This window comes from Rhodococcus sp. UFZ-B548, assembly GCF_903819475.1.
Taxonomy (GTDB): Bacteria; Actinomycetota; Actinomycetes; order Mycobacteriales; family Mycobacteriaceae; genus Rhodococcus_F; species Rhodococcus_F erythropolis.
Genome location: NZ_CAIJDS010000053.1, coordinates 1 through 24,231, shown reverse-complemented (window position 1 = coordinate 24,231; position 24,231 = coordinate 1). Strand labels below are relative to the sequence as shown.

24 protein-coding genes, 1 pseudogene and 1 other annotated feature are annotated in these 24,231 nt (G+C 60.6%); of the genes and pseudogenes, 3 read left to right on the top strand and 22 right to left on the bottom strand.

The genetic code is table 11. The features are described 5' to 3' along the window. Positions 1–44: 44 nt before the first annotated feature. The 5 genes from H7C86_RS30415 to H7C86_RS37990 all read right to left on the bottom strand — a co-directional run bounded on the left by H7C86_RS30415 (position 45) and on the right by H7C86_RS37990 (position 3,797). A protein-coding gene (locus H7C86_RS30415; protein WP_230587585.1) for an IS3 family transposase occupies positions 45–1,309 on the bottom strand; the annotation gives its coding sequence in 2 pieces (ribosomal slippage) (positions 45–1,006 and positions 1,006–1,309; 1,266 coding nt in all). After that, positions 876–1,010, bottom strand: a sequence feature (AL1L pseudoknot). It overlaps the preceding gene by 135 nt. 51 nt (positions 1,310–1,360) lie before the next feature. Further along, entirely contained in the window at positions 1,361–2,089 is a 729-nt protein-coding gene (locus H7C86_RS30410) for an ATP-binding cassette domain-containing protein (protein WP_182262823.1), read from the bottom strand. After that, positions 2,062–3,093, bottom strand: a complete 1,032-nt coding sequence (locus tag H7C86_RS30405) for an acyl-CoA dehydrogenase family protein (protein ID WP_182262844.1) — start codon at positions 3,091–3,093, stop codon at positions 2,062–2,064. The genes H7C86_RS30410 and H7C86_RS30405 overlap by 28 nt, the downstream gene beginning before the upstream one ends. Positions 3,094–3,113: 20 nt before the next feature. Beyond that, the gene (locus H7C86_RS30400) at positions 3,114–3,581 is read right to left on the bottom strand and encodes a DUF4242 domain-containing protein (protein ID WP_259349336.1); all 468 of its coding nucleotides are present in this window, start codon (positions 3,579–3,581) and stop codon (positions 3,114–3,116) included. A gap of 165 nt (positions 3,582–3,746) precedes the next feature. Continuing rightward, positions 3,747–3,797 (bottom strand): hypothetical protein, encoded by a 51-nt coding sequence (locus H7C86_RS37990; RefSeq protein WP_397517279.1) that lies wholly within the window; start codon positions 3,795–3,797, stop codon positions 3,747–3,749. Between the two features lie 146 nt (positions 3,798–3,943). Between H7C86_RS37990 and H7C86_RS30395 the strand changes: the two genes are divergently transcribed. Continuing rightward, entirely contained in the window at positions 3,944–4,486 is a 543-nt protein-coding gene (locus H7C86_RS30395; protein ID WP_397517278.1) for a TetR/AcrR family transcriptional regulator, read from the top strand. A 653-nt stretch (positions 4,487–5,139) separates the two neighbouring features. On the opposite strand, the gene H7C86_RS30390 is transcribed toward H7C86_RS30395, so the two are convergent. The 6 genes and pseudogenes from H7C86_RS30390 to H7C86_RS30365 form a co-directional block, all read right to left on the bottom strand. Further along, positions 5,140–5,379: a hypothetical protein gene (locus H7C86_RS30390; RefSeq protein ID WP_182262821.1), complete on the bottom strand. Its 240-nt coding sequence runs from the start codon at positions 5,377–5,379 to the stop codon at positions 5,140–5,142. A 920-nt stretch (positions 5,380–6,299) separates the two neighbouring features. Beyond that, the gene (locus H7C86_RS30385; RefSeq protein ID WP_182262820.1) at positions 6,300–6,806 is read right to left on the bottom strand and encodes a carboxymuconolactone decarboxylase family protein; all 507 of its coding nucleotides are present in this window, start codon (positions 6,804–6,806) and stop codon (positions 6,300–6,302) included. A gap of 994 nt (positions 6,807–7,800) precedes the next feature. Next, positions 7,801–8,007 (bottom strand): hypothetical protein, encoded by a 207-nt coding sequence (locus H7C86_RS30380; protein WP_220463482.1) that lies wholly within the window; start codon positions 8,005–8,007, stop codon positions 7,801–7,803. Between the two features lie 510 nt (positions 8,008–8,517). Next, a pseudogene (locus H7C86_RS30375) lies at positions 8,518–9,651 on the bottom strand (IS3 family transposase). Positions 9,652–10,040: 389 nt separating this feature from the next. Then, the gene (locus H7C86_RS37510) at positions 10,041–10,247 is read right to left on the bottom strand and encodes a hypothetical protein (RefSeq protein WP_259349333.1); all 207 of its coding nucleotides are present in this window, start codon (positions 10,245–10,247) and stop codon (positions 10,041–10,043) included. Between the two features lie 184 nt (positions 10,248–10,431). Beyond that, positions 10,432–11,682 carry an MFS transporter gene (locus tag H7C86_RS30365; RefSeq protein WP_182262818.1) on the bottom strand — a complete coding sequence of 417 codons (1,251 nt, stop codon included), beginning with the start codon at positions 11,680–11,682 and terminating at the stop codon, positions 10,432–10,434. A gap of 47 nt (positions 11,683–11,729) precedes the next feature. On the opposite strand from H7C86_RS30365, the gene H7C86_RS30360 reads away from it, so the two are divergent. Next, positions 11,730–13,157: a PLP-dependent aminotransferase family protein gene (locus H7C86_RS30360; RefSeq protein ID WP_182262817.1), complete on the top strand. Its 1,428-nt coding sequence runs from the start codon at positions 11,730–11,732 to the stop codon at positions 13,155–13,157. Between the two features lie 408 nt (positions 13,158–13,565). Here H7C86_RS30360 and H7C86_RS30355 read toward each other — a convergent pair whose 3' ends face one another. From H7C86_RS30355 to H7C86_RS30310, 10 genes are all read right to left on the bottom strand, one after another. After that, entirely contained in the window at positions 13,566–14,363 is a 798-nt protein-coding gene (locus H7C86_RS30355; protein ID WP_182262816.1) for a hypothetical protein, read from the bottom strand. Continuing rightward, positions 14,363–16,324: a hypothetical protein gene (locus H7C86_RS30350; protein WP_259349332.1), complete on the bottom strand. Its 1,962-nt coding sequence runs from the start codon at positions 16,322–16,324 to the stop codon at positions 14,363–14,365. The genes H7C86_RS30355 and H7C86_RS30350 overlap by 1 nt, the downstream gene beginning before the upstream one ends. Before the next feature lie 28 nt (positions 16,325–16,352). Further along, positions 16,353–16,655 (bottom strand): type II toxin-antitoxin system PemK/MazF family toxin, encoded by a 303-nt coding sequence (locus H7C86_RS30345; protein ID WP_003941269.1) that lies wholly within the window; start codon positions 16,653–16,655, stop codon positions 16,353–16,355. Further along, positions 16,656–16,871, bottom strand: a complete 216-nt coding sequence (locus tag H7C86_RS30340; RefSeq protein WP_003941254.1) for a hypothetical protein — start codon at positions 16,869–16,871, stop codon at positions 16,656–16,658. It lies immediately after the preceding gene. Positions 16,872–17,013: 142 nt separating this feature from the next. Then, complete coding sequence (locus tag H7C86_RS37505; RefSeq protein ID WP_003941264.1) at positions 17,014–17,361, bottom strand: hypothetical protein; 348 nt, start codon at positions 17,359–17,361, stop codon at positions 17,014–17,016. A 29-nt stretch (positions 17,362–17,390) separates the two neighbouring features. Further along, complete coding sequence (locus H7C86_RS30330; protein WP_003941272.1) at positions 17,391–18,692, bottom strand: AAA family ATPase; 1,302 nt, start codon at positions 18,690–18,692, stop codon at positions 17,391–17,393. 70 nt (positions 18,693–18,762) lie between these two features. Beyond that, positions 18,763–19,950, bottom strand: coding sequence for a hypothetical protein (locus H7C86_RS30325; protein WP_075836621.1), 1,188 nt, complete (start codon positions 19,948–19,950; stop codon positions 18,763–18,765). Then, entirely contained in the window at positions 19,947–20,141 is a 195-nt protein-coding gene (locus tag H7C86_RS30320) for a hypothetical protein (RefSeq protein WP_125053203.1), read from the bottom strand. Before H7C86_RS30320 ends, H7C86_RS30325 begins: the two co-directional genes overlap by 4 nt. After that, positions 20,138–21,376 carry a DUF2201 family putative metallopeptidase gene (locus tag H7C86_RS30315; protein ID WP_073513802.1) on the bottom strand — a complete coding sequence of 413 codons (1,239 nt, stop codon included), beginning with the start codon at positions 21,374–21,376 and terminating at the stop codon, positions 20,138–20,140. Before H7C86_RS30315 ends, H7C86_RS30320 begins: the two co-directional genes overlap by 4 nt. After that, positions 21,373–22,473: an ATP-binding protein gene (locus tag H7C86_RS30310; RefSeq protein ID WP_084326104.1), complete on the bottom strand. Its 1,101-nt coding sequence runs from the start codon at positions 22,471–22,473 to the stop codon at positions 21,373–21,375. The genes H7C86_RS30315 and H7C86_RS30310 overlap by 4 nt, the downstream gene beginning before the upstream one ends. A gap of 805 nt (positions 22,474–23,278) precedes the next feature. Here H7C86_RS30310 and H7C86_RS30305 point away from each other — a divergent pair. Then, complete coding sequence (locus H7C86_RS30305; RefSeq protein ID WP_125461381.1) at positions 23,279–23,653, top strand: hypothetical protein; 375 nt, start codon at positions 23,279–23,281, stop codon at positions 23,651–23,653. A 78-nt stretch (positions 23,654–23,731) separates the two neighbouring features. Here the strand turns inward: H7C86_RS30305 and H7C86_RS30300 are convergent, their stop codons facing one another. Beyond that, positions 23,732–23,983: a hypothetical protein gene (locus H7C86_RS30300; RefSeq protein ID WP_084326105.1), complete on the bottom strand. Its 252-nt coding sequence runs from the start codon at positions 23,981–23,983 to the stop codon at positions 23,732–23,734. Between the last annotated feature and the right edge of the window lie 248 nt (positions 23,984–24,231).

Sequence of the window (24,231 nt, the reverse complement as noted above, 5' to 3'; positions counted from 1 at the left end):
TAACTCGTCATACTGAATCGCCCTGGGTCTGATGGAGGCTCTGGCTATTTGATTTCAACCAAGGCCTGCTCACCCTGCTCAGTAGCGTAGAACGTCTTCTCGTACTCTGCTGGCGGGATGTCGCCGCAGTGACCATGCAGCCGCCTGTGATTGTGCCAGTGCACCCACGACAGTGTCGCCAGTTCCAGGTCGTCGATGCTGCGCCATGGACCAGGATGCGTTGGGCCGTAGATGAGTTCGTACTTGTAGTAGCCGTTCACGCTCTCGGCGAGAGCATTATCGTAGGAATCGCCCACGGTCCCGATCGACGGTATTGCACCGAGTTCGGCGAGCCGTTCGCCGTAGCGGACCGAGGTGAATTGACTGCCCGCATCGCTGTGGCAGCGCAGCCCGGTCAACCGTGTGCCGCGACTGAAGCGGGCCATCTCGATGGCGTCGAGCACTACCTGGGTGCGCATGTTTGCCGCGACGCGCCAGCCCACGATCATCCGAGAGTAAGCGTCGGTGATGAAGCAGACGTAGCCCATTCCCGCCCAGGTCGGGACGTGGGTGAGGTCGGTGACCCACAGTTGGTTCGGCTCAGTCGCAGTGAAATCCCGCCCAACCAGATCGGGGTGCCGATCCGCCCCGGCCGTTGCTCGGGTGGTACGCACCTTCTTCCCTCGCCGCACACCAGCGATCTGCTCGGCACGCATCAGCCGCGCGACCTGGTCACGGCCGACATCGATGCCCGATCTTCGGGCTGCTTTCCACAGCTTCCGCACCCCATATACCTGGTAATTCTCCTCCCACAACCCCCGTAGCGCCGGCCGCAACCGGCTATCGGAGACCGATCTAGCTGACGGCGGTCGGCTTTTGGTGGCGTAGTAGCTGCTCGGAGGTATCTGCAAGGCCTTGCAGATACGCTCGACCCCAAGCCTCCGACCCGCGATGACATCGCCGCGATTGGCATCGATGAACGCGGTCATCTCTTGTGCTGGCGGTCGAGCTCCGCCCCGAAGAAAGACGCCGCACGCTTCAATATCTCGTTGGCGCGCTGCAGTTCTCGGATTTCCTGCTCGAGTTGCTTGATCCGATCGGCCTCGGCGGTGCTCACTCCCACAGTCAGACCGTCATCGATATCGGCCTGCTTGACCCACGACCTGACGGACTCGACCCCGTAACCCAACTGCGAGGCAACCCGCGCTGTCGTCCCATGCTCGGTCCCCAGCTCGGCCCGCAACGCCCGGACCATCCGCACCGCACCGGCCTTCTCCTCCGGCGAATACCGCCGCATCGTCGGCCTCCCTGACACCCGTTCATTCGGCATGCTTCCATCCTCGTTTCCAAGGCCAGAAGTCTCCACCGAACCCAGAGCGATTCATACCGCTTCCTGGGGAAGGTCTCGGTACTGGCCGAGGATCTCACTTCGCATATGTTTTGCGTCGTCGGCAGCATCCCATTCTTGCCGGATCGTTCCCGATGTGCCCAGGAGCGCTATTCTGCTACCTAGAAGAATTGCCTCATCCACGTCGTGGGTCACCAGGACCACAGTGGTTCCCAACGCCGCAGTGACCTGTTTGAGCCATTGCTGCAGATCACTTCGAATCACAGGATCGAGAGCACTGAACGGTTCATCTAACAGAAGTAATTGTGGCCGAGTGGCGGTTGCGCGTATCACCGCGACGCGCTGGGCCTGCCCACCTGAAAGTTGGTCAGGATACGCGTCTGCAAGATCACCGAGTCCGAATGTTCGCAGTATGGATTCGCCGTAGGAACGATCGAACCGTTGTTTGTTCTTACCAAATGCTCCTCCAAATGCGATATTATCGGCAACATTCAGCCATGGCATCAGCAATGGTTGTTGGAAGACCACGCCAGTGTGGGGCTGGCACTCACCCGCACTTTGATCCCACTGCACGGAACCTGAATCGAGGGACTCCAACCCCGCAAGGATGCGAAGTAGGGTGGATTTTCCACTGCCACTCACGCCCAAAACCGCGAGGAACTCGCCCCGATCAATATCAAGGTCTAGTCCGTTCAGGACAGGATTTCGACGTCCTTGAAATCTCTTGTGTCCGGCTATGATTCGTACTTCGCGAGTTCCCACCGTAGTTGTCCTTCCGAGGGAGATTGGATGGGAAGAAAAGCTGCCTCGCGGAACCTACGACTAGTTGCACTCGTCGCTGCATAGCCGGCGCCACCTCGCAACATTGCTTCGAGGCGAGATGCTGCGACAGCAAGGTTAGAGCCTTCCAGTCGCATTGCTACGAGGTCGCGGACCTTAGCCGAATCGGGTTCACCTGCGTACCGATACAGGTCCGATCTCAGGGTGTCGTATCGCGCTGCAAGCAGTTTGTAGTCATCCACAAATTGAGCGCCGAGTCCAGTTAGCAGTTCCGCGGATTCGCTCAGCGCTGTTCGCGTAATCCCGCTGCAAAATGATGTCTGCAGGATAAGAAAAGCTGGTCTGATCGATAGTACGAAGCGCGATAGGTTTTTGCTGAGAATATCCGCCTCCCGAATCCGCACATCGTTGAAGGTGATCGACGTCGACGCGGTTCCACCCAGGGCCAATAAATCGGGAGGAGTGTGGATCGTGATTCCAGCGGAATCTGATTGAACGACAGCAATATACGTTTGGCCGTCTTCCGACCGAGCCGGAAACACGATGAGGGAACTGTCGAAGACGTTCGACGCCCAACTAATCGGGCCCGTGACCGAGATGCCTACCTCAGACGCCGTCGCGATCAGAGGCACTTTCCCCAGCCCCGCAACCTGTTTGAGCCCCGCCGCCATGGCGGTGACTCCTATCTTCGTCCCGCTTACTAAGTCACTCAAGTACCTCTGACGCACTTGTAAGGGTGCGCGTGCGATGTATTCGATTGCCATGCGTTGCGCCCACAATGAGAACCCTGCGGCCAAACTGCGCCCGGAGATCTCCTCTAGCACTGTGACTATCTGGCACAAGTCAGTCGCACCCAATTCAAGAAGTCCGGCGTTCCCAACCGAGGTGATGTCAGCTCGAGTATCTGCCTCACCTCGGTCTAGGGCTTCGGCGCGACCGTCAATGCTCAACGAAACCTGTTCTAGCACTTCCAGTTTCGACTTCATATCTGCTTCGGCCACGGGACTTAGCCTCCGAGGGTGTGAACACGATCAATCGGCGTGCTGACCGCGTCCCGTGCCCGCCGCACTGCAGCCTCATCCGGTGCGTCGTAAAAACACAGGCACTTGTCCATGTCTTCGCGGACATACGTACGCAGAAAATTTACCTCAGGTACGTTTGCGTATTTGGGCGAGTTCGCCTTTTTGCGCGCGAGGTAGGACTCCATGTCAAGGTCTGCGGGAAGGTCCCACTCGACAAGGTATCCAGCTGCAGGACGGGCAGCCTTGATCTGGTCAAGGTCAACTCCGACCAGACGAACCTCGTGAGGTCCGTCCAACTCTGAGACTTCCAACAAGTCAGCCTCAAGTTTCGGAGCCGTACCGAAAGCGAATTCGGCGATCGCAAAGATCCGCTCGCCGCCGGCGGTGATTTGAGTTTCGATCAGCTCGCCGCCAGCGCGTGCCGCTTGCCGAGAAAACTCCTCGATCGAAATCTTTGCTTCCGCGCGCTGATCAGCGCCAGGAACGAGTTCATAAAGGTAGAGCGACACAATAAAGCCTTCCGGCAGAAGAAGAAAGGAAAGGTAGGGCGCCGTCAGGTCCTCAAAGTTCACCAGGGAACTTCGTCACACGACGAACGCCAGGATGCGGCGCAATCGTCAGCCGCAGATTGAGCGACACACAGAACCGGCCAGGCGCACGAGGTCCACGTGCAAGCGGCGGGTCAGAAAGCTGTGGGTCACGAAGACCACAATACGATAGACAGATCGTTCTGTCCATCTGCTCGTTCAGCTAGCCTATGCTGGTGCGAACCACCAATCGATATCCACCTACACAGACATCTCAGACAGGAAAGGTGAGCCCTGCCGATCGACTGATCGACGCGGCAACCGAGCTCTTCTCAAGGAACGGTATCCGCGCCGTCGGGATTGATCGCATCCTCGCCGATGCAGGTGTGGCACGGGCCAGCATGTACACGATTTTCGGTTCGAAAGAAGCTCTGATCGCCGCCTACCTCGAGCGACTGGATGTGCAGGACCGCAGGCGCTGGAAAAACGCCACGGACCGCATCGTCGACCCAGGTGCCAAAATCCTCGCCTTCTTCGATCTCGCTATTGACTCCGCGCCGGGCCGAGGATTTCGCGGTTGTCAATACTCCAACGCCGCAACAGAATTCCCTGACGACCCACCGCCCGCCGTTCAAGCCCATCGCGCATGGGTGCTCGACACGATAGAGAACCTGCTCACATCACTCGGCTGTCCACGGCCGACGGAGGTGGCTTATTCGTTACGACTGATCTACGACGGCGCACTCGTGGGATCCAAGTTTGAGAACTCTTCGGAGCCGATCAGACTTGGACGATCGCTGGCGCAAATCGCCATCACTCAGGCATGCTGACGCTCCTCGCCAGGTTCCGTAGCGGCGGCTTGAAGCTTAAAAACCAGCTATAAGACAGACGGCTTTGAAAAAACACATACTGGCGCACTCCACTGCAATTCCGGAACCATGTAGTTACGAGGGCGGTACATATGACAAGTGACTTCGATGCCCCGGTATCGGGATCAGGATTGCAGCTGGATTAACTTGAGATTACTGAAGGTCGGTCTTCATATCCGCGAGCGCCTGCCACCTACGCCGAGATTGCGCAAGTACTCTACAGACAGTCCGCAGATCTAACTGTTCGATCGCCGGGCCACCTCACACTCAAGAACCGCAGGGTTCTAACACGCACTGTCTTCTCCTCAGAGCCGCTCGCCACCTGACCGAGTAGCTCCTACTAGGATGGACTGAGGCAATCAGACAACACGGCTCTGATGTAGCCTCGCCCACTCGCGTGCGATGTTCTCGACACCGTGGATAACGTCAAGGACCGCAGCGGTTCGACAGAAACTGCAGGGACGCCCCCAGATCACGGCCAGCAACAGACATACAATCCAGAAGCGCAACCTTGGCTAGGCGTGGAATGGCCCGCAGATCAAAAGTCGAGAGGGTTCGAACGCTGACACTTACCGTACGGTCGGACCAACGCCCGATCATTCACATTTTCTCAGTTACCCCGAGGGAAATCCGTACCGTCGCTGTAGCAAGCCGAGCACCTGGATATCGTTGTCGTCGTAGGTGATTACGTCGACCAGTCCCAATACTGTGATGTAGTCGAGTCGCCACTCTTCTATTTGATCCACAGTAAGGGAAGTCACAGAAGCCGCCGGAGCAGAAGCTGCTTCCACTGTGGCTTCGAATTGCGCGAGGTACACGGCGAGCAGCATTGCGTCACGACGGAATTTGCTCAACGGGGACCCCACACCGGAGCAGTTTTCCCAAAGTCTCTACTCGCGCGATTCTTCGCACCTGAGTGCAGGCTAGGGTTACCATGCCTGCGTGGCGCATTCAGCGCAGGCTTGACCAGCGCGAAGCGTGATTGTGAAGAACGACTGAGGCACATTCAGGACGAATCTCCATTCGACCCCGACGGTCACATAGGATTGTTATCATAGCCCGCGAGACATCGTTCTCGAAGCCGTCCCGTACGTCCTTGGCTCGCTCATCGGAGCATCCGGGCACCGACCGCCACGGACCCGGACTGGCGCTCGATACAAGTCGTGGCTTGCCGAACACCGTGCGAGTAAGGATCCAATCCTGCTCGCTACATTCAATGAGTCGTGGCATTGCACGTTCCCGTGACTTACCACAAGCGCACCAGTACCAACGTAGAGCTATCCGACTCCCCGAGCCCCTTGAGCGATGCTCATCGATCGGTACTCGAGCATGTGAAATCCCACGAGGCCACGTTCTACGCAGACCACTTCGCTCCGGGCTTGCGCGGACTTCGCCGCCGATGCAACTAAAGATGAACTCTGTGCGTTTTGCAATGTTCGAAGTTCCACGTAGCTAACCCGATATGGCCCCTAGCTGTGGACGCGTCGCACAAGTTCGCCGAGCACTGGCCTCAGACCGACAAGCCTCATGAAAATGTGGACACCACAGTTCCGCGCGCCAGCGATTACGCTGCTCCCCTTCACGTCGAACATCTCTATGATGACCGCCAAAGAATAGGAAGGGCAGGCCGAGGCCTTCATTCGAAGACCATCCGACCTGCCCGACACCGTGCAACCGTCCGACTTGGCGGTTACCCGACCTACCGTCTCGCGATCTTAGGCGCGTTAGATTATCGCGAAGTTATCCCATGATCACTGAGTGCTGCGCTCCAGTCCTAGTGTGCGGCTCCCGGAGTGTAATGGCCGGGGACCATCCGAGTCGAGACACCGAATCGGTTGAACGCATTGATCGCCACAATGACCGAGATCAGGTAAACCAGCTCGGTATCTTCAAATTCGCTGGCGGCCTTCGCATACACGGCATCCGAGACGAACCCGTCCGTAAGCACGGTCACTGCTTCTGTCAGCTCGATAGCAGCAATCTCTTTCGCCGTGTAGAAGTGCTGCGATTCAGTCCACGCGTTGAGCTGGACGATCCGCTCTACGGACTCCCCGGCAGCCAGTGCGTCCTTGCTGTGCATATCCAAACAAAATGCACAATGATTAATCTGCGAAGCACGAACCTTGACGAGATTGAGCAAGGTGGTGTCGACACCACCCTTCGCGGCTGTATCGAGGCGGATCATAGCTTTAAAGACATCGGGGGCAAGTGCCATCCAGTCTGCTCGCGGTGAGTGCTCAGTTAGCAGGGCCTGACTGTTATCGGTCTCGTTAATTGTCATATTCCTAGATTACGGGCGCCACGGCATGCATGTAAGGGCCATTTCCATCAAAATTTTGCAGACCACTTCTTGCTTTGTGTGATTGCGTTCACCGGGGGGGTGGAACGCAGAGCCCCCTCCCTCGGACCAAAGCTTCGGTAAGGCAGATTTCTCCTGAGACTCAGACGTGTGTCCGGCCGACCCCGTCCCGCCAAGCGGTCGATCGGGGCTCAAGTTTCGCTGATAACGCCACTATCCTCACGCGCTGAAGTGCCGACGAACTACGTCGCATCCCACCGCGGCGGCCACCAACCATCGAGGGTTGCCCTCCGTACCGAACTGACACGAGTGCGTGGGCAGAACGCCAGCCGGAGATCGACCTCGGATTCTCGAAAAGCGTTGATATCCTCTCCAATCCACTAGGGTGAGTGCGCTATTCGTTAACAGCTGCAGACTGCGTGTTTTGGAGTCTCATCGGATGGCACACTGATCGGAGTCTCCGACTCCGTGCTACTACACGCAATGGAGGATCATCGACACACCCTGCGCGTCAACGACATTGCCGTGCGCCAACAAAGCCACGCTACGGGATCATATGGCAGTTGTCAGGGAGTAGTCCGCCCATTGAGGATGGGCCGCCAGGGACGGATCGTATCAACCCGTGAGCCATGAAACTTCGCACAACCATAGTTGTCCGATTACTGACGTGGCCACAAAAGATGGGCACCCTTAGCCACTGCATACCCACGCGGACAACCCGATTCGACAAGTACCGCGCCCGGGCATCACAAGACCGTTCCAGCACTCCACCAAAACCTCACCGCAACAACATCATGGGTCACAGCCGAAACCCAACGCACGCACCAGGCCGGAAATGATCAATATCGCGGATCACGTTCGACCTCCAAAGAATAGAATGGACTACCCAGTGGTGCGGTCTATCCATGTCGTCGATCGTCTTGATCGGGCCACGCAGAAACGAACTCATCTTGGAGACGGCTTCTGTCTTGAACAATCACCTCGTGGACGCCGCGACGGTGTTGCCGTAGGCGTCGCCGTCACTTCCAACGGTAGCTGCAATACCTTCCATCACAAGCATTTCCGCGAACGAAATTGATGTGCATTGACTGCCGGCGCCCCTGTGATGGATCAACCCACCACCGACAAGATATCCGCCGTGATCGCTTTGCCACAATTCCATCTTCAATACCGTGGTAGCCATGGCTGTGCGCTTCGCTGTCAGTCGACGATCGCGTGGGGAAGCAGTCGATCACGAATGACAGGTAGGCGAACCCCGCCTCCGATTGACACTAGATGAAATCGGTAACCCATGTGCGGTTCGGTGCGTCGACAGTGATGCCGCGATCGAGCACGTCAGGTGCCCGCTGACTGTCCTCGCCGCCGGGAATCGCCGTTCTGTGCTACCTACTTCTGATCACCCCGCTAACCCTTCCTCGCACATCCAGCGGTCAAGGGCTTATGCCGTGTCAAGAGGCCCTTCCGACGCAGATTAGCAGTGGTCTTTGGCCGGCCGTGGAGCCCCCCGGCAGATCAACTCGACCCTGAAATTCTGTGCACGCATGTCCTCGATGAACTGGACTATGGCCCAAAGCACCTGCGGTGCAGGAGTACCCCGCGGTGGCTAGGCTCGAGTTCCCTCGCACAGTGAACCGATGCTGACTCCAGAAATTGGGTCTACACCCACTTCGGTTGACTTGTGGGGTTGATAGTTTCAGGCCGCGTGAGCGGTCTGATTGATTGTCTCAAGCTCGATCGGGGTGAGCTTCCCGAGACGCCGTTGCCGGCGTTTGCTGTGGTAGGTTTTCTCGGTCCAGGTCACGATCTCCAGCCGCAACTGCTCCTGGGTCGACCAGCGTTGCCGGTCGAGGACGTTCTTATGCAACAGTGAGAAGAACGATTCCTTGGCCGCATTGTCACCATATGCCCCAACTCTGCCCATCGAGCCACGTAAGTCGTTGTCCGACACTGTTTGTACAAATCTTCTTGATCCAAATTGGCTACCCCGATCGCTATGTACGATCGTCCCGGACACGCCACGAAGAGCGAGAGCATTGGCCAGTGCGGTCACGGCCAGTGTCTCCGTCATTCGGGAGTCGATCGAGTAGCCGACGATCTTATTCGAGTGCACGTCCTTGATTGCGCACAGGTACAACTTGCCGGTGTCGGTCCGGTGTTCGGTGTTCGGTGATGTCCGTGAGCCACAAATGGTTCGGCTTGTGTGCGGCGAACTTTCGGGAAACGAGGTCGCCGTGGACCGGTGGCCCCGATTTCCTGGTCAGTCGCTTCTTCTTCGCGAACACCGACTAGATGCGTTGCTGCGAGCACAACCGGGCGCCACGGTTCTCACTCACGATGATGCCTCGCCCAGGTCGTTCGTCGGCAATGAATCGGTACTCGAAAGCCGGGTCGTCGGCGTGAATGTCGTAGGCAGCGTTGATCAGATGCGCGTTTTCCCGATCTCTTTGTGTCACAGGATCTTGGCACCATTTGTAGAACGATTGAGTCGAGAACGCGATTCCGTCGGCGGCGAGGTCGCGGACCAGCGAGTACATCATTTTGGGAGAATTTCCTGACTGAGATATGCCGCGGCCCAACGCAGGCCCTCATCCTCCTACTCGAGGAGCCGCCTGCGTTTTTTGAGTTCGCGCAACTCAGCGGATTCCTTCTTCGGCATGCCCGGTCAGTTGCCGTCTTCGATGTCGGCTTTCTTGAGCCAGCTGTGCAGGCGTGGCTCGGAGATCCCGTAGGCTTTCGCGATCTGGGTCAGCGGAGCTTGACGTTTGGGGACGACCGCGACCACGTCGCGGCGGAACTCCTCGAGAAGACGGCTTCGGCATAGCAGCATCCTTTCACGGTGAGGAGTGATCCTCACAGGTCAGATGTCAACCAAACCGGGTGCACACCCCTAGTCCTCCAGAGCTTTCTGAGCCTCAGCCGAAATCAGCCGATATCGTGGTCCTCAATCGACTATTTCGACTACTCCTGACGCTGCATCCATCAACGCCACGGTTCGTTCGGCGGCGCGGTCAATCTGGACTCGAGGCTCCGGCGGAACCCCATCTTGGTTATAGGTTCCTGGACCGTAAAACTGTCCGTAACTCGACACCACCCCATCCTCCGCCAGTACGGATCGTTCGAGCTCTGCGACGGCCAACGCATCCGGCCCATCGGGCAGTTGCCACGCCACCGTTTGAGCCAAAATCTGCGGTCGCCCACTCGCTCTAGCCGCATCAATCAGGTTCTGTTCCCCTCGGTGCGGATACGCGCGTTCAACTCGGCGTGAGGATCTATGTTCACCAAATCGTCTGGCAGGTCAGTAAGTTCGTTCAGAACCACACCCGGTGCAAAATCTTGAACTGACTGAATCAGACGGGCGCGGTCGAATACATCACACAAGATCGGTTCCACTCCAAGTTGCTTAAGCAGTTCGATCTTGCTCACCGACCGGGTCATGCCCCCGACGACGTATCCCGCCTCGACGAGAAGTGGAATCAGTCGTTGAGCAATAACTCCGGAGGCTCAAGCAAGAAACACACGCTTGCTTTTGCGCTGATTCTTTGTAGTGGACATTTTGAGATTTCCTTCGTTCGTGTTGTTTACTTGAGATTCGGCTCGCCACCGAGGATCACGTAGCGACGTTCTTGCGCATTAGAAGGCTCTGCTTGAGGCGCAACTGTGCTCCGAGGCTGATGAGCGCGAGGAGTACTACTACAGCGCTGTACCACCCCACGGTGGGTACATCTCCGATGACGTTTGTGAGTTGTCCAGCAACTACTACTGGGACACCTAGACCGAAGTACGAGACGACATAAATTGCAGCCACGAGCCCTGCACGCTGGTCCGCAGCTGCGAGAGGAACAATCAATCCCAAAGCTGCTGTGAACGCTGCGCCAAACCCAACGCCGGCGACGGCTTGGCCGATGAACATCGCCGTCAGGCTACCGGCAGAAGCGCCCAAGATAATCCCCAAGGAACCGATAATGGATGCATAGATCCCGATCGTCATAGCCTGGCGAGAAGGAATACGCGCGAAGGACAGCCCGATGACAACCGACACCGCCGGTGCTATGAATCCCGCAAGCCCATCAAGGAGGCCACTGTCAAGATGAAACACACTGTGAACAAGGCTGGGGGCTAAGCCCCCGGAGAGTCCGGCGAGCATCCAAACCGCAGCGACCACAGGAGCCGCGGCAAAGAACTCGGCTCGCGCGCCTGGTGGAATCTTGATATTGGGGACAAGCGAGCGCAGCGCTCCTGCTCCACGCGGGATTGTCTCTGGAGATACAAAAACGGCAATTGCACCGCAGACGGTGAGCACGCTGAGAACGACGAAGGTGATGGTGTTCGCAGAAGTCGTGAGCTGGATAGTGAGGCCCGTGAGTAGCGACCCGACTGCAAGACCTCCGGTAAGACCGATACTCCCTAGAATTGTGCCCAACCGCTTGTTGTTGACAGGGGCATGCTCGACCAGGGCTGCAGTGAAGGCTCCTGTTGCTGCACCGGTGGCCACGCCCTGCACGATCCGCCCAGCAATTACCCATCCGACATCAGGAGCGACAAGGAACAAGATATTCGACAACAGCTGGACCGCCAAGGCACCGATCAGCACGGGCCGACGGCCGAGGTGATCTGAGAGCGATCCCAGGGTGAGCGCCGCGACAAGAAATCCGATTGCGTAGACGGCAAAGGCCAACGTAAGTATCGAAGGCGCGAAGTCCCACTGCTGTCGATAGACCACCAGCAACGGTGTGAGAGCACCTGCCGCCAGATACATGCTGGTGAACGCAAGGGCCGTACCGGCCAAGGGAACCTTGCCCGATAGCCGGGACCGCCCCGGGGTGACGGCTAAGGCTTCGTGAATTTCGTCTGTGCTCATAGTTCTGACCCTACGAACAAAGAGGCGTGCATGTAAGGTCCATTTGCATGCCAGATGCTCATACCAATTCCACATCCTCAAATCAGTTCGGTGCCGGTGTAGATCTCCACCTTGAGCTAGCTGGGTCTCGACGACGTGCAGGATTAACCGATGCCCTGAGAGATGCTGTACGTCAAGGCCGATTGACCCCAGGCACACGGTTACCCGCGTCTCGGGCCTTGGCCGCCGATCTCGGTGTCTCCCGCAGCACCGTGACGGAATGCTATTCCCAGTTGATCGCAGAGGGTTGGCTTACTGCTCAACAGGGTTCCGGCACCAGGGTGTCCCAGCGGGCTAATCCGCGCAGCACAACAGTTGAAACTCAGGCTTCACGGGTACTGCGCCGACCCACCCATGGACTGCTCCCCGGCGCAGCGGACTTCGCGGAGTTTCCCCGCACCCAATGGCTCGCCGCCGCGCGCCGAGCTCTGATCACGGCACCACACAGCGCTTTCGGTTATGGCGATCCACTCGGTAGAATCGAACTGCGCGCCGCACTCGCCGACTATCTCTCTCGCGTTCGGGGCGTTTACGCCGAGCCCGAGCGGATCGTCATATGTTCAGGATTCCACCACGGCCTGACGCTAGTCGCGCAAGCGCTCAAAGAACAAGGTGCACAGGCGATTGCCGTTGAGGCGTACGGCCTAAGTCTTTATCGCGCGCTGCTGAATGATGTCGGCCTGAGAATTCCACCTCTCGTTGTGGACGAGAACGGTGCACGCACCTGCGACTTGGGGGCTATGCGGGATGTCAGTGCTGTCCTATTGACCCCCGCACATCAATTTCCGACAGGAGTAGCACTGTCCCCTCAACGGCGAGCGTCCGTTCTTGACTGGGCTCGAACAACTGACGGATTAATCCTGGAAGACGACTACGATGGGGAATTTCGGTATGACCGCAAGCCGATAGGCGCCTTACAGGGCCTAGACCCTGATCGCGTCCTATACTTCGGTACCGCAAGCAAATCACTGGCACCGGCACTCAGAGTCGCTTGGATCGTCGTGCCAAAAAATCTCCTGTCTCTAATCGCAGAAGCGAAGGGTAGGGTTGAAACTGTCAGCGCACTCGAACAGCTGACACTCGCAGAATTCATCACATCCGGCGCCTTTGATCGCCACGTGCGTTCTCGTCGACAAAGTTACCGACGCCGACGCGACGATCTGGTTACGGCTCTGAAACAGACTGCGCCCACTGTCCGTGTGACAGGCATGGCCGCAGGACTGCAAGCAGTGCTGGAACTCCCTCAGGGAACCGAGAGTTGGGTACTGCAAGCCGCTGCCAACAAAGGTTTAATGGTCAGCGGTATGGGTGAATTTCGCCATCCTATGTTGGACCGTCACTTCACTGCGCAAGACGCGCTCGTTGTCAATTATTCGGCAGTGTCTGACAGCGCCTGGGAAGGAGCGCTACACGCTCTATGCAGCGTGATGCCATGAAGGAGTAGAAGCATCCTGTATCTCACCCACATCGCGCGCCTCCTCACTCCAGGAGTGTTGCCGCTTTGGGTCTGCCCCTCACGTTAGAAAAATTTCGGCCAGAACGCTGTCGGCTAAGAAATTCAGCGGCCAGCACGTGTCAACTGACTGTCAAAGGCACCAACCGCCGTCGACAGCAAGGTCAAGCCCGGACACGTGACCGGCAGCACCGTGGCGCCCTCGCTGACTAGCTTGCTGCCGGTGACCGGTGTCGACAATCGCGGTTCGTATCACGAGTGCACTGCTGAGCGCCATACGTCCCCGACCTGGCTGACGCATCCTCTGGTGCCGAGATCGCTACCGGTGTTTCGCACAAGCGTCGCCGAGCGGGATGCCCGGCCCTGCCAACACGTCGAGGGGCAGGCCGCTTCATGTCCAGTCGATGTGGACGGATTCGATGGAATCGAAGTGAAAACCGAAAGTGTCGCCGTACTGGTCGAATCCCTTGTTCTCGGGGTAATCCATCGTGGCGTGACGTTCGAGGATGGCAACCACCCGGGCATGATCGTCGTTGGCCAAAGCCATGGCGAGTTCTCGTGTTTCGTCGAGACTGAAGGGGCTCTCGGAGTTCGCGAAATCGAGGGTACGCACTCGATAGTCGTAACCTTCTTCGGAGCCGTTGCGGACGGACACTCCCCCGCGGACTCGGATGGTGGCTTTTTTGGGTTGCCCGTCGGGTCGTAGGACGCCGGCGCGGTCCATGATGTCGCGAGCTTTGACGTTTTTGAGTTTCTTTTTCGCGTCAGCGCGCAGTTCGTTCGTTTCGCCGGAACGGTAGCGAGAGACCGCTGATCGTGAACGGCCGATTTTCTGTGCGACAGCGTCGATTCCGCCGAGGCGTTCGATGGCGGCTCGCCGCCTGGCGCGTTCGGTGACGTCGGGGTGTGGGATTCGTCCTTGCTGCGCCCAGCGGCGCAGTGTTCGGTCCGAGGGGGGCTTTCTTCCGGCGTCGACAGCTGCTTGCCGTAGGCCTTCTTTGCCGATTTCGGTACGGATCTGGCGTACGGAGACTTTGCTGGTGAGTCCGGCTAATCCCCCACTTTTGACCGATTTCGATTTTTCGATACCGCTTGTTGCTGCTGTCGAGACGGATACGTTGAGTCCGTCCAAGCCGACGGTCTTCTGTGCGGGTTTGGTTGATCGCGGTTTCGGAAGATGCAGGGCCACTATATGTTTCCTTCATCTTCGTCGGTGAACGCAGCTTTGAGTGCGAGGTTGATCTCGTGGGTGTCGCGGGCGTCGGTCAGCATGACGGTTATGTTTTCGGTGAGCGGGGCGCTCTTTTCCAGAGTCATTTTCCCGAGTGCGTCACTGTTGTCTGCGATGTCGATACCCGGGGGCAGGGGGTAGACCCAGGAGTCGGTGACGGTGCGCAGTGGCCAACGCCCGGTTTCGCGTGCGATGCGCATCGCGACACGGCGACCCCGCCAACGGCAGTGCGCGATGATCGCTGCCCGCCAGAGCGGTTGGTGATGGTGCTGCATTTGTTTGGCGGTCCACATGTCGGGGTTGACCATTCGGCCGATGTAGCCCTTGTAGCAGGCCCCGATGAACCGTTTCATTGCTGTGTCGCTGGTGTCGACGGCAACTTTGCGGGCTTCGCGGAGGATCTTGGCCCACTTGTCGAGGGCTCGACCCTGTTCGGGGTAGACCCATGCTTCGGTGATGTCGAGGTCGTCGAGTTCTGCGCCGATTCCGCCATCTGCGATGGCCGATTGAAGTGCATCGAGGCTGACGGTGGTGATCCAGGTCTGCACAGGTTGGTCGGCGAGCATGTGTGGGTGAGGCAACGGTAGAGCGGGTGGGAGCGCCAGCATGTCACCCGGTGGGAGGGTTACACGCCAGAGCCCGAACGGGGTTTTCGATTGCCCTGCCACATCGAGCGCGTTCTCGCCGCGAAGATGTCGAGGTTTTCCGTAGCCGAATTCGAGCATGCCAGCGGAAGCGAGGTACGCAGCTCGTTGGTCTATCGATACCAGTTGTGTTGCGTCGGAAAGTTCTTCGAGGTCCGGGATGCGGGTCCATCCGGCGGCAGGTTCGAGATCTCCGCGGGGTTCGCCGTCCAGCGGTGGGACCGGTCCACCGACAGTGACGACGATTCCTTTACCGCTGCGGGTGCGGTCGCGTTTGATCTTGTCGACGATGGCGGCGCCGGTGCGTGCGGGGGTGGGGCCGGGTAGCACGCCGAGGTGTTGTGCGCACCAGGCGAGTCGGCGTCCCAGTTCGCGGGCAGCGGGGAGGTCGTCGTCGGGGAGGTAGGTTCCGGCGGCCGGTGATCCGAGGATCCCCATGTCCCCCACGCGATTGCCCCATCCGAAGTCTTTGTTCCAGTAGGTCCACACGTAGGGTTCGATGAAAATGTCGACCATGGATGTGAAGTTCCCGGTGGTGCGGGAGAGGTGAACGACGTGGCCGGGTTCTCCGCGGAGTTCCCATCCTGCGGTCAGCATCGGGGTCAGCGTGGCGTGGAGGATCGCGGTGAGTTCTTCGGCAGCGCGGGTGCGGAGGATTTCCATGTCGTCGACATCGTCTTCGCTGCCTGGGTCGATGATCCATCCGAGCATTTCGCAGGCTTCGATTCCGACTATCCAGATCTGTGCCGGTGCGCCCAGCGGGGTGAGCGTTGCCCATCTGATGAGTTTGTCGAGTTTTTCGATGGAATCGACTGGGCCGGTGAGTGTGTGGCCGGATGGTGTGTAGGTGCCGGCTGCTGTGACAATGACGGCGTGGCCGTCTGCTGCCTCGCTGGCGGGAGGAAGGGTGCCCGATTCGGTTGCGTCGAGTTCAGATGCCTCGGTGGGTTCCGAATCCACCTCAGCAGTGAGCTCGCTTTGGGGCACAACTGTTTCCGTGTTGTAATCCGAAGACCGTGACGAGTCCGTACCTTGCCGCGCTATGGGGGCGCTTTCGCCTGCCACTGGTTCGACCTCTGGTTCCGCGGCGACACGATCCTCCGCAATCGGCGCACGGGCATCCATCACGTCAGCATCGGGATCCGGCGCCGTGGCGTCTTCGATCCCGAAGAGAGCTGGTTCAGAATCGAGCTCAGAACCTTCGCCATGAACTTCGGGCACCGGAGGAGGATCGAGGTCGAACAGGGGAATCTGCTCCCACTTCTTCACCACCATCTCTCCCCCATCCTCGCTGCTGATTTCCTCATGATTCGAGATCGAATGCTGATCGCAGCGCCCTGCTCAACAACACTTCCTGAGCCGGCAGGAGAAATCCTCGGTTCGCACCGAGTGCCGACACGGGGATGGTCGTCACCCCGTCGCAGTCGGCAACAGATCCGTCCTCGACGCCGTTGCCTTCACCTAAACTCAGTTCGGTCGACAACCCCCGCCCCTTCGAACGAATGGGGGCAACAGTGACCGTCCCCAGGTGGGGCCGAACCAATTCCCTCGTCAGGACCAACACCGGACAAAGATCTCCGAGTTGCGCCTCGTGGATCGGGCGCACTCAGTTCTTCTTCCCGTGCGCGGCAGCGATATTCACATCGCTACCCGCGCCGTCAGACAGGATCTCCACGTCGCGGACCGCCAACTGTCGACGCTGCTCACGCTCCAACGCTCGAAGCACGACTTGAGCACGGCTTTTCGCACGCCCACCGCTGACCTCACTGTCGAGAAACGCCACGATGTCCTCGGGTAGCCGTACCGCGATCTGCGTACTCATAACCATCATGATACCGAATTGGGATGTAAACCGGTACCAGTCCCACATCCATTCATCTCCTTGCAACCACCGCCCCTGACACTCCCGGTGCCGGGGACTGCCGGCCGAACGTCCGTGGATTGTCCGACCGTCAGTGCCCCGATTACTCGGCGCCGTACAACTCGGCGGTGTAATGCCCCTCCCCATTGCATGTGGCTTCTTCCCAATCGACGCCCAACGCGTCGGCCAGGTGGTGCGCATCGGAGAGGAAATCCGCGAACACGGTGGGCAATTCTTCGGTGCCGGTTCCGCAGCGGCGGGCATACGCGATCATTCCGTCTGCTGCCCGCACAGCGCGGACGCCGTTGTCGTGGATCTGCGACTCGGGGTCTTGCTCGTAGCGGAAGTCATCGTGCTTGCTGCCGCCTGCTGTCGATGCCGCGACTGCGTCGAATGTGTCTATTCCTTCCCAGGCGCGTGCACGGTATTCGGGCTTCGTTGTTTCGGACATGTGTTGTGTCCCTTTCCCTTGCGGGTGAGCTACACAGCGGGGGTGCTGTGCAGCGCGGCCAACAGGGCGGTCTGGACCTCGAGCGCGGGCGACGGCGCACCGTGTGCAAGGACGCTCGCGGTCGTGTCATCGATGACGACGGACATGTGGGCGCGGTGACGCGAGAGCATCACGCAGGTGCGGCCCGCGTCGAGGTTGAAAGGTTCGGCGGTCCGGTATCCCGCCAACGGGTGCAGCACCACGACGGCAGGGCGCTCGAGGCCTTGCAGCGAGTTGGCGGTGCCGACCAGTACGTCGGGGTGCTCGCTGAGTAGGGCACGGATTGCCGCAGCCTGGGTCACGTGCGGGACCACCACGGCCACGTCGGCGGCCGTCATTGGCCGCTGGCCTGCGGTGGTGACCAGATCCGCTGCCAGTAGTTCCGCCGCCCGCGCGGCGCATGCGGTCACCAGGGCCGGATCGGACGGGCCTCCGCAGGCTGTGATCGGGCGGTGCGCCAATTCGGGCCACACGGCTCCGCTCGAATCGGTGAGGTGTTCCGGGGGACGCTTGGAGGTGAACGGCAGGTCGGGGTAGAACAGTGGCGCGATCAGTGCTGTGGTGTCGGGTCCGAGTCGCCAGGTGTGCGCCAACCGCACCATCCCCACCGCGTCGCCGTGCGCAGCCAACAGTGCAATCGGGGCGGGTAGATCGGGTGCGGTTTCGCTTCCCTCCCAACGAGATACATCGCCGGTCACCACCGGGTCGATCTGGCCGGGATCACCGACGCACACCACCTGTTTCGCCATGGCTCCCAGCGCTCCCAGATCGGCGTAGGTGCATTGCCACGACTCGTCCACGATCAACACGTCCGCACCGACTCGGTCTGGGTCCGAGAACAACCATCGCGCCGTCGTGCCGATCAGAATTGCACCGACGTCGCCCTGCCAGCGCACTTTCTGTCCCGAGACCACCGGTGTGTCGCCGCTGTCCGGTGCCGGTGCTTTCGCTTTCCACATCAAGGCGGCGCGGTCGGTGAGTGTTCCCAACCGGCGTGCAATCTCCACCGCCTGTTCGCGGGTCTGCGCCGCGATCCCCACGCGCAGATCCGCGCGGTGCGCCAATGCCGCAGCCAGTAATGCAACCAAGCGGGTCTTGCCCGCACCGGGAGGGGACGGCACCACCACCGCCGGATCACCCGACCACACCGAAAACAGCACACGCGCTGTGATCGGGTCGGCCATGATCTCCGACCCCGGCCACCCCGTCAGCGACGGGACGGGCGGACGGGACGACGACGGCACCGGGCCGGAGGGGGCAGCAATATCGGACGACGAGGCAGTAATGCGCATGACGAATCAAACCTTTCGTGAAAAAAGTCTCTGAACTGGCTATTTACCTAAGGCAGGTATGCTGCCGGTGCTATTCCTCTGCGCCCGCTATGAGCACGTCCAACGGCACTTCACGCCGGGAAGGGACGGGTGTCTGCCCCGTCGAAAGCCAGGACCGCCGCCCTCGGTAGAGCCGCCAGTACCGGCCACGACCAGCGCGCATCGTGTGCGGCGACGCCGCTTGCGGCATCAACACCACCGACGCGCCACTCGGCGGCGCATACATCCCCACCGAACCGAGTCCGAGCACCAACTTCCCGCCGACAACCTCGGTCGATGTGACCTCGACAGTGAACTGCTCGAACGGACGCCGTCGCGGTGTACCGACCCACCCGGTGACAGCAGATCCGACCCGCAGGCGCGAATCCAGACGCTCACACGTCACCGACAACGACCCGTTGCGCCGACGTGAACCTTTCGGTGGCGGCGTCATCGATGCCACACCCACCGCGACGTGGCCGGTGTGCAATGCGCGCTCGCGCCACATCGGATCATCGAGCAAGGCTGATGACATCACATCTGCTGCGTCACAACGACTTCGCAGACCCATCGCGGCGCTGGCCGTGTTGTCGGGACGCGACCAGTCGTGACCGTCCACCAGTGCGGACTGTGCCCGAGAAAACGAATAGGCGTCGTCTTCACCGATCGCAGCGAGCAGCGGTAACAACGGGCCACTGCCGATCGCACGCGCCCATTCGTGCATCCCGGCGACACTCTCGTCGGTGATCTGCAACCACTTTCGCCATACCCGCGCCGACCGCTGCGCTTCCGGCACCACTCCGAGCACGTAGCGGGCACTGGAGGCGGCCGGAAGATTCACCACCGCCGATGTGCCGGGATGATCCGCGCGATCTGCCCACCACCCCACCATCGCGGCGCTACCGGAGATGTTCGGGTCACTGTGGTGAGCGTGCGCCCGCGCCAACCCCACCAGGGCCGGGATCGTGCCGGTGTCGTCGGTGAGCAACATCGCCGGGGTATCCGCCGCCAGTGTGCCGCCCAACCGTGCGAGCAACGCCAACCCTGCCTCGTCGCACGCGGTTTCCTCACCTCCACCGAACGACGCAGCGGACACGCTCACACTGCCGCCGCGTACCGTCGCCCGCACCGCCAGCGCCGACGCTGACGGGGTGAACGTAGTGTGTGCGAGCCGAGCAACGGGGCGCCCTGTTTCGGCGGCATAGAGACGCTGAGCCAGATCGAACCATTCCACGCTCACGACACGTCCTCCGTCTGTTCGCACGCCCCGACCACCGGATTCGCAGCGCACTCCCACCCCGCACGCAAGGCCCGCGCCGCCGCATCCTCGCCGGTACCGGCGACCACGCTCGCCACCTGATCCGGCGCGTGACCGGTACCGGTCAACACCTGCTGCGCGTACCGCAACAGATCACCGCTCACCGCGTTCACAACGCACCGACCGGGATCTGCACACTCGACGCCCATTCCGGGGTCCGTGCCAGTGCAGTGTCGTTGCCGATCACCGCGCACACCAGATGCGCCCGCGACGGCCGATCCGGCCACGGCGTATCCCCGTCCGTCAACACGATCACCACGTGCGGGGCAGGACGGGCCGCGTTCGCCGCATCGATCCCGACGCGCATATCCGTACCGCCGCCGCCCACCAACACCACATCAGCCACCGACCGCACCGCCTGCGCAGACGTCGATGCCGCATCGCACGAGAGAATCCGTACCCGCTCCCGCGCCACACCGCCCGCACGCAGCACACCCGCCACCTCACCCATCGCCGCCGACAGATCACCCGCCGACATGGACCCCGACGTGTCGATCACAATCGACACCGTGATCGACGGACCCCGCATCGCCGGGGCCACGATCCCCGGCAGGCTGCGCCGCGACGGACGCGCATAGCTGTAGTTCGTCCGCCCCGACTGATCCGCCAGCGCGCGCCGGATCACCGCACGCAACACCCGATCCCACGGCACGGTCGGCGGCGTGAGAACCTCACCAGCCCACCGCGCCAATCCTGCCGGTGCGCTCCCGCGCCCCTTCCCTTGCGCCGCCTGCACCGCCCGCGCCACATGACGGCGCACCAGATCCGCTTCCGCGCCGTCCAACCCGTCCGCGACCTCCCCCGCTGCCGCACCCAACTCCCCCGGCACCGGCGCGCACCCCGCACCGGACCCGCATCCCACATCGTCGTCGTCTGGAAACTGTTGCCCCGTAGCCGGATCGATCAGGTGCGTGTAGTAGTCCTCTGCGATTCCGCCGTCCTCACACCCGAACGATTGTGGAGTGATCACCCCGTCCGGTAACCCGACGCCCGCCGCCAGCAAGTCGTCGTTGATTTCCGCATCCGCCGCGTAATTCCACGCCACGTGTTGCACCGGCTTCGGCAAGGACTGACCCCGCGCACCGTGCGCCCGCAGCAAGTGCCCGACCTCGTGCAACAACACCGCACCCGCCACCGGCACCGGCCACGCACCAGCCCCCACCAACAACGCCGGATCGAGATACAGCCGCCACTGCGCATCCACCGCGAACGTGCCCAACCCCGGTGCAGCAACAGGCTGCGCCGCGAACAACGCCCGCATGAAATACGGCATCTGTTCGGCAGAAACCAGCCGTGCCAGGCGAAACGCCCGCAACTCATCCGGCGCGAGCGCCCGAACCCCGCTCATGCCGCCGCCTCCATCAGACCCGCAGCGGTCAACATCGGCGCGAACCGACGTGCAGACGCCGGGACAGTCGCCTTCGCCGGTCGCGCCTTCGCCAGCGTGCGCGCCGCCGCGCCCGCCACGTCCGGTGCGCCCGCCTCCGCAGCCGCGATCAGCGGACCCCACGCACTGCGCCAGGCCTCCACCGTGCCGCGCCCCGCCGCCCACGCCGTGACACCGGACAGCACCGCCCACACCAGATCAGGACGCGACTGCCAATCGAACGCCGAATCGGGATTCTCCACCACCGCAACCGGATCGGGAAGATCCGCGCTACGCCGCCACTCCAAGAACTCCACGCCCGCGCCCTCACCGATCAACCCGAACACCGCCGTGTTGATCGCCGCGTTGTCGTCCTCCCGCAAATGCGGCAACACCGCCGCCAACATCGACCACGTACGACGCGACGGCCACGCACCACCGGTCTGCGCAGCCGACGACGGAAACGCATCCAACGCATCAGGATTGCGCTGCACAAAGCCGGTGATCGAACTGCGCACCAACGCAACCCGCTGCTCATCGGTGGCCACCGCACGCGAGGCAGGCGGTGCACCCCACCCCGTCGACATACCGTCCAACCACTCATCCACAGACGGCGTGAACTCCACATGGCAGAACCGATTCGCCAACGGCGCTTCCAACTCGTACCCACCAGCAGCGCAATCCGGAGGGTTCGCCCCCGCAATCACCCGAGTTCCCTTCGGCAACTGCACATCACCGACAGTCAGATCCAGCGCCACCGCCAACATCGCCGCCTGCACAGCAGGCGGACTCGTCGTCAACTCGTCCAGAAACAGATACCCGCCACCCCCGGCAACCAATTCCTTCGCCCACGCCGGAGCCTCCAGCGTCACACCGTGCTCCCGCACCACCGGCAACCCCGCGAAATCCGACGGCTCACGCAACGACCCCAACACCGTCTTGCACAACACCCCATCCGCCGCCGCCAACCCACGCACCAAACTCGACTTGCCCATCCCCGGACCCGAAATCAACAACGACGGCACACCCGCCCGCCCGTTCGCATCCAACACAGTCACAGCAGTAGCCAAATCAGCCACAGGAATCCTCCAGAATCGAGCGAACTGGTCAGGTCCGCTACCGAATTAGACTCCCCAATTATATAGGTTGACCTGCGCAAATAGGCGCTAGAATCGTTTCTCACGTCCCCGGCGCACCCTGTGCCGGGGACGTGAGAAACGACCACCTCGCCGACTGCCGGCACCACCGCGTACGAGGTACAAAAGGCCGCCAACGACGTGGAGTGCCAACTCTTCGCACTCGATCGAGCTGCGGTCCTAACTGCCTGGGTTCGGCCTTGAGCCAGGATTTGGGAACACTTCGTATCGTCTGAACCCCCAGCGAGCCAGACAGAACCAGTGATCCCGCAGCCCCGAGACAATCACGGTCGCCTCCGCAACCGTCTAGGTGGCCGGCACCGCAGTGATGGCGTCCACACAAGTGACGAGCGCGTCGATCAGGATCGGAAGGACAGAAAAAGGAAAAAGGATCTTTTCACTTGTACAGAGCGGAGCGAAGCGGAGTGCTCTTCGGGAGACACCGCAGGCCGGCCGCCGGGCAGGCGGATGCAGTAGGTGATCCGACCGACCGGGTTGAGTGCTAGGCATTTACTCATCTGGAACTGAAAGCGGCAAGCGGGCCGTTTCCGCCTCCGCACCTAGGGACGATCAGCCTTGTTTCGCCTAGTCATAATCTATGAATGCCCAGATTGCGAGGCTTTCGCGCTACTGCCGACGTGACCGACGTCATGTTGTCGCAAATGTTCGGTTATCAAGTTTTGCGCTACCGTCAGTTACATCAAAGTGGGTTGCGGCCGATGCAGCCTTCACGTCGTAGGAGGTTTACATGTCCCGTTCACGTATGGCTGTAGCTGCGCTGTTGGTCCCGGTCGCGGCCGGTGCTGTCGCACTGCTCGGGGCGGGTGCCGCATCTGCCGCAACCCCGTACTCCGGCAACGGGTATGTCGGCATTCGATTCGATCCGAACGAAACTCAATTCATTGCCGACACCAATGCCGCGGATTTCCTCGAGGTCGTTCCGAACGACTACTGGAGCATCGCCCTCGGCGAAGGCTCGATCTACAAGGGCGACGGCCAGCACGTCTACGCCAGCATCGATCAGTTGGTCGAGGAAACAGCGTCCCACCGAGGTGAGATCTCCTTCTCGCTCACCGATCCTGCGATCTGGAACAACAACATCTACATCCTTCAGAACTGGTGACATAGGTCGAGTTCGTACGCGTAGGGCCGGTGAACGCATTACTCACCGGCCCTTTTCGCGTATCCGTATTTGCCCCGCTCAAGTGGTGGCCGGCACTTCCGCGATGGCGTCGGCGGTCACGAGCATGTCGATTTCGACGAGGTTGGTTCCGCCGGCATCGGTGACGCGCACGGTTACCCCGGCCAACCATTGCCCATCGTGCATCCGTGCCCAGAATTTGAGAACGCCGTCGAGGTATCCGGACATGTAGAGCGCGGACGTTTTCACCCGCATGCTCACGTGATCGGCGCGTGAGGCTCCCCCACGCCCGAGTGGGAGCGCGCGGCCCATCTCTTGTGCACTACTGGACAGTGGCCAGTGAATCGGAAGGCGTCGCCGCTCCGCATTTCCACCACACAACCGACACTTTCATCTGAACGAACCGCAAGATGTCAGACGCTCGACTGGAGGCCCCAGCCGAGCACGGTCAGGGCGATGATCGTTGCGACAACCGCATGAATTCACCTACGGCTGGAAGAGATTTCGGACGAAGGAGAGGCTTTCGGGGAGCGCTGCCCGCATCGTCTCGATATGACCGG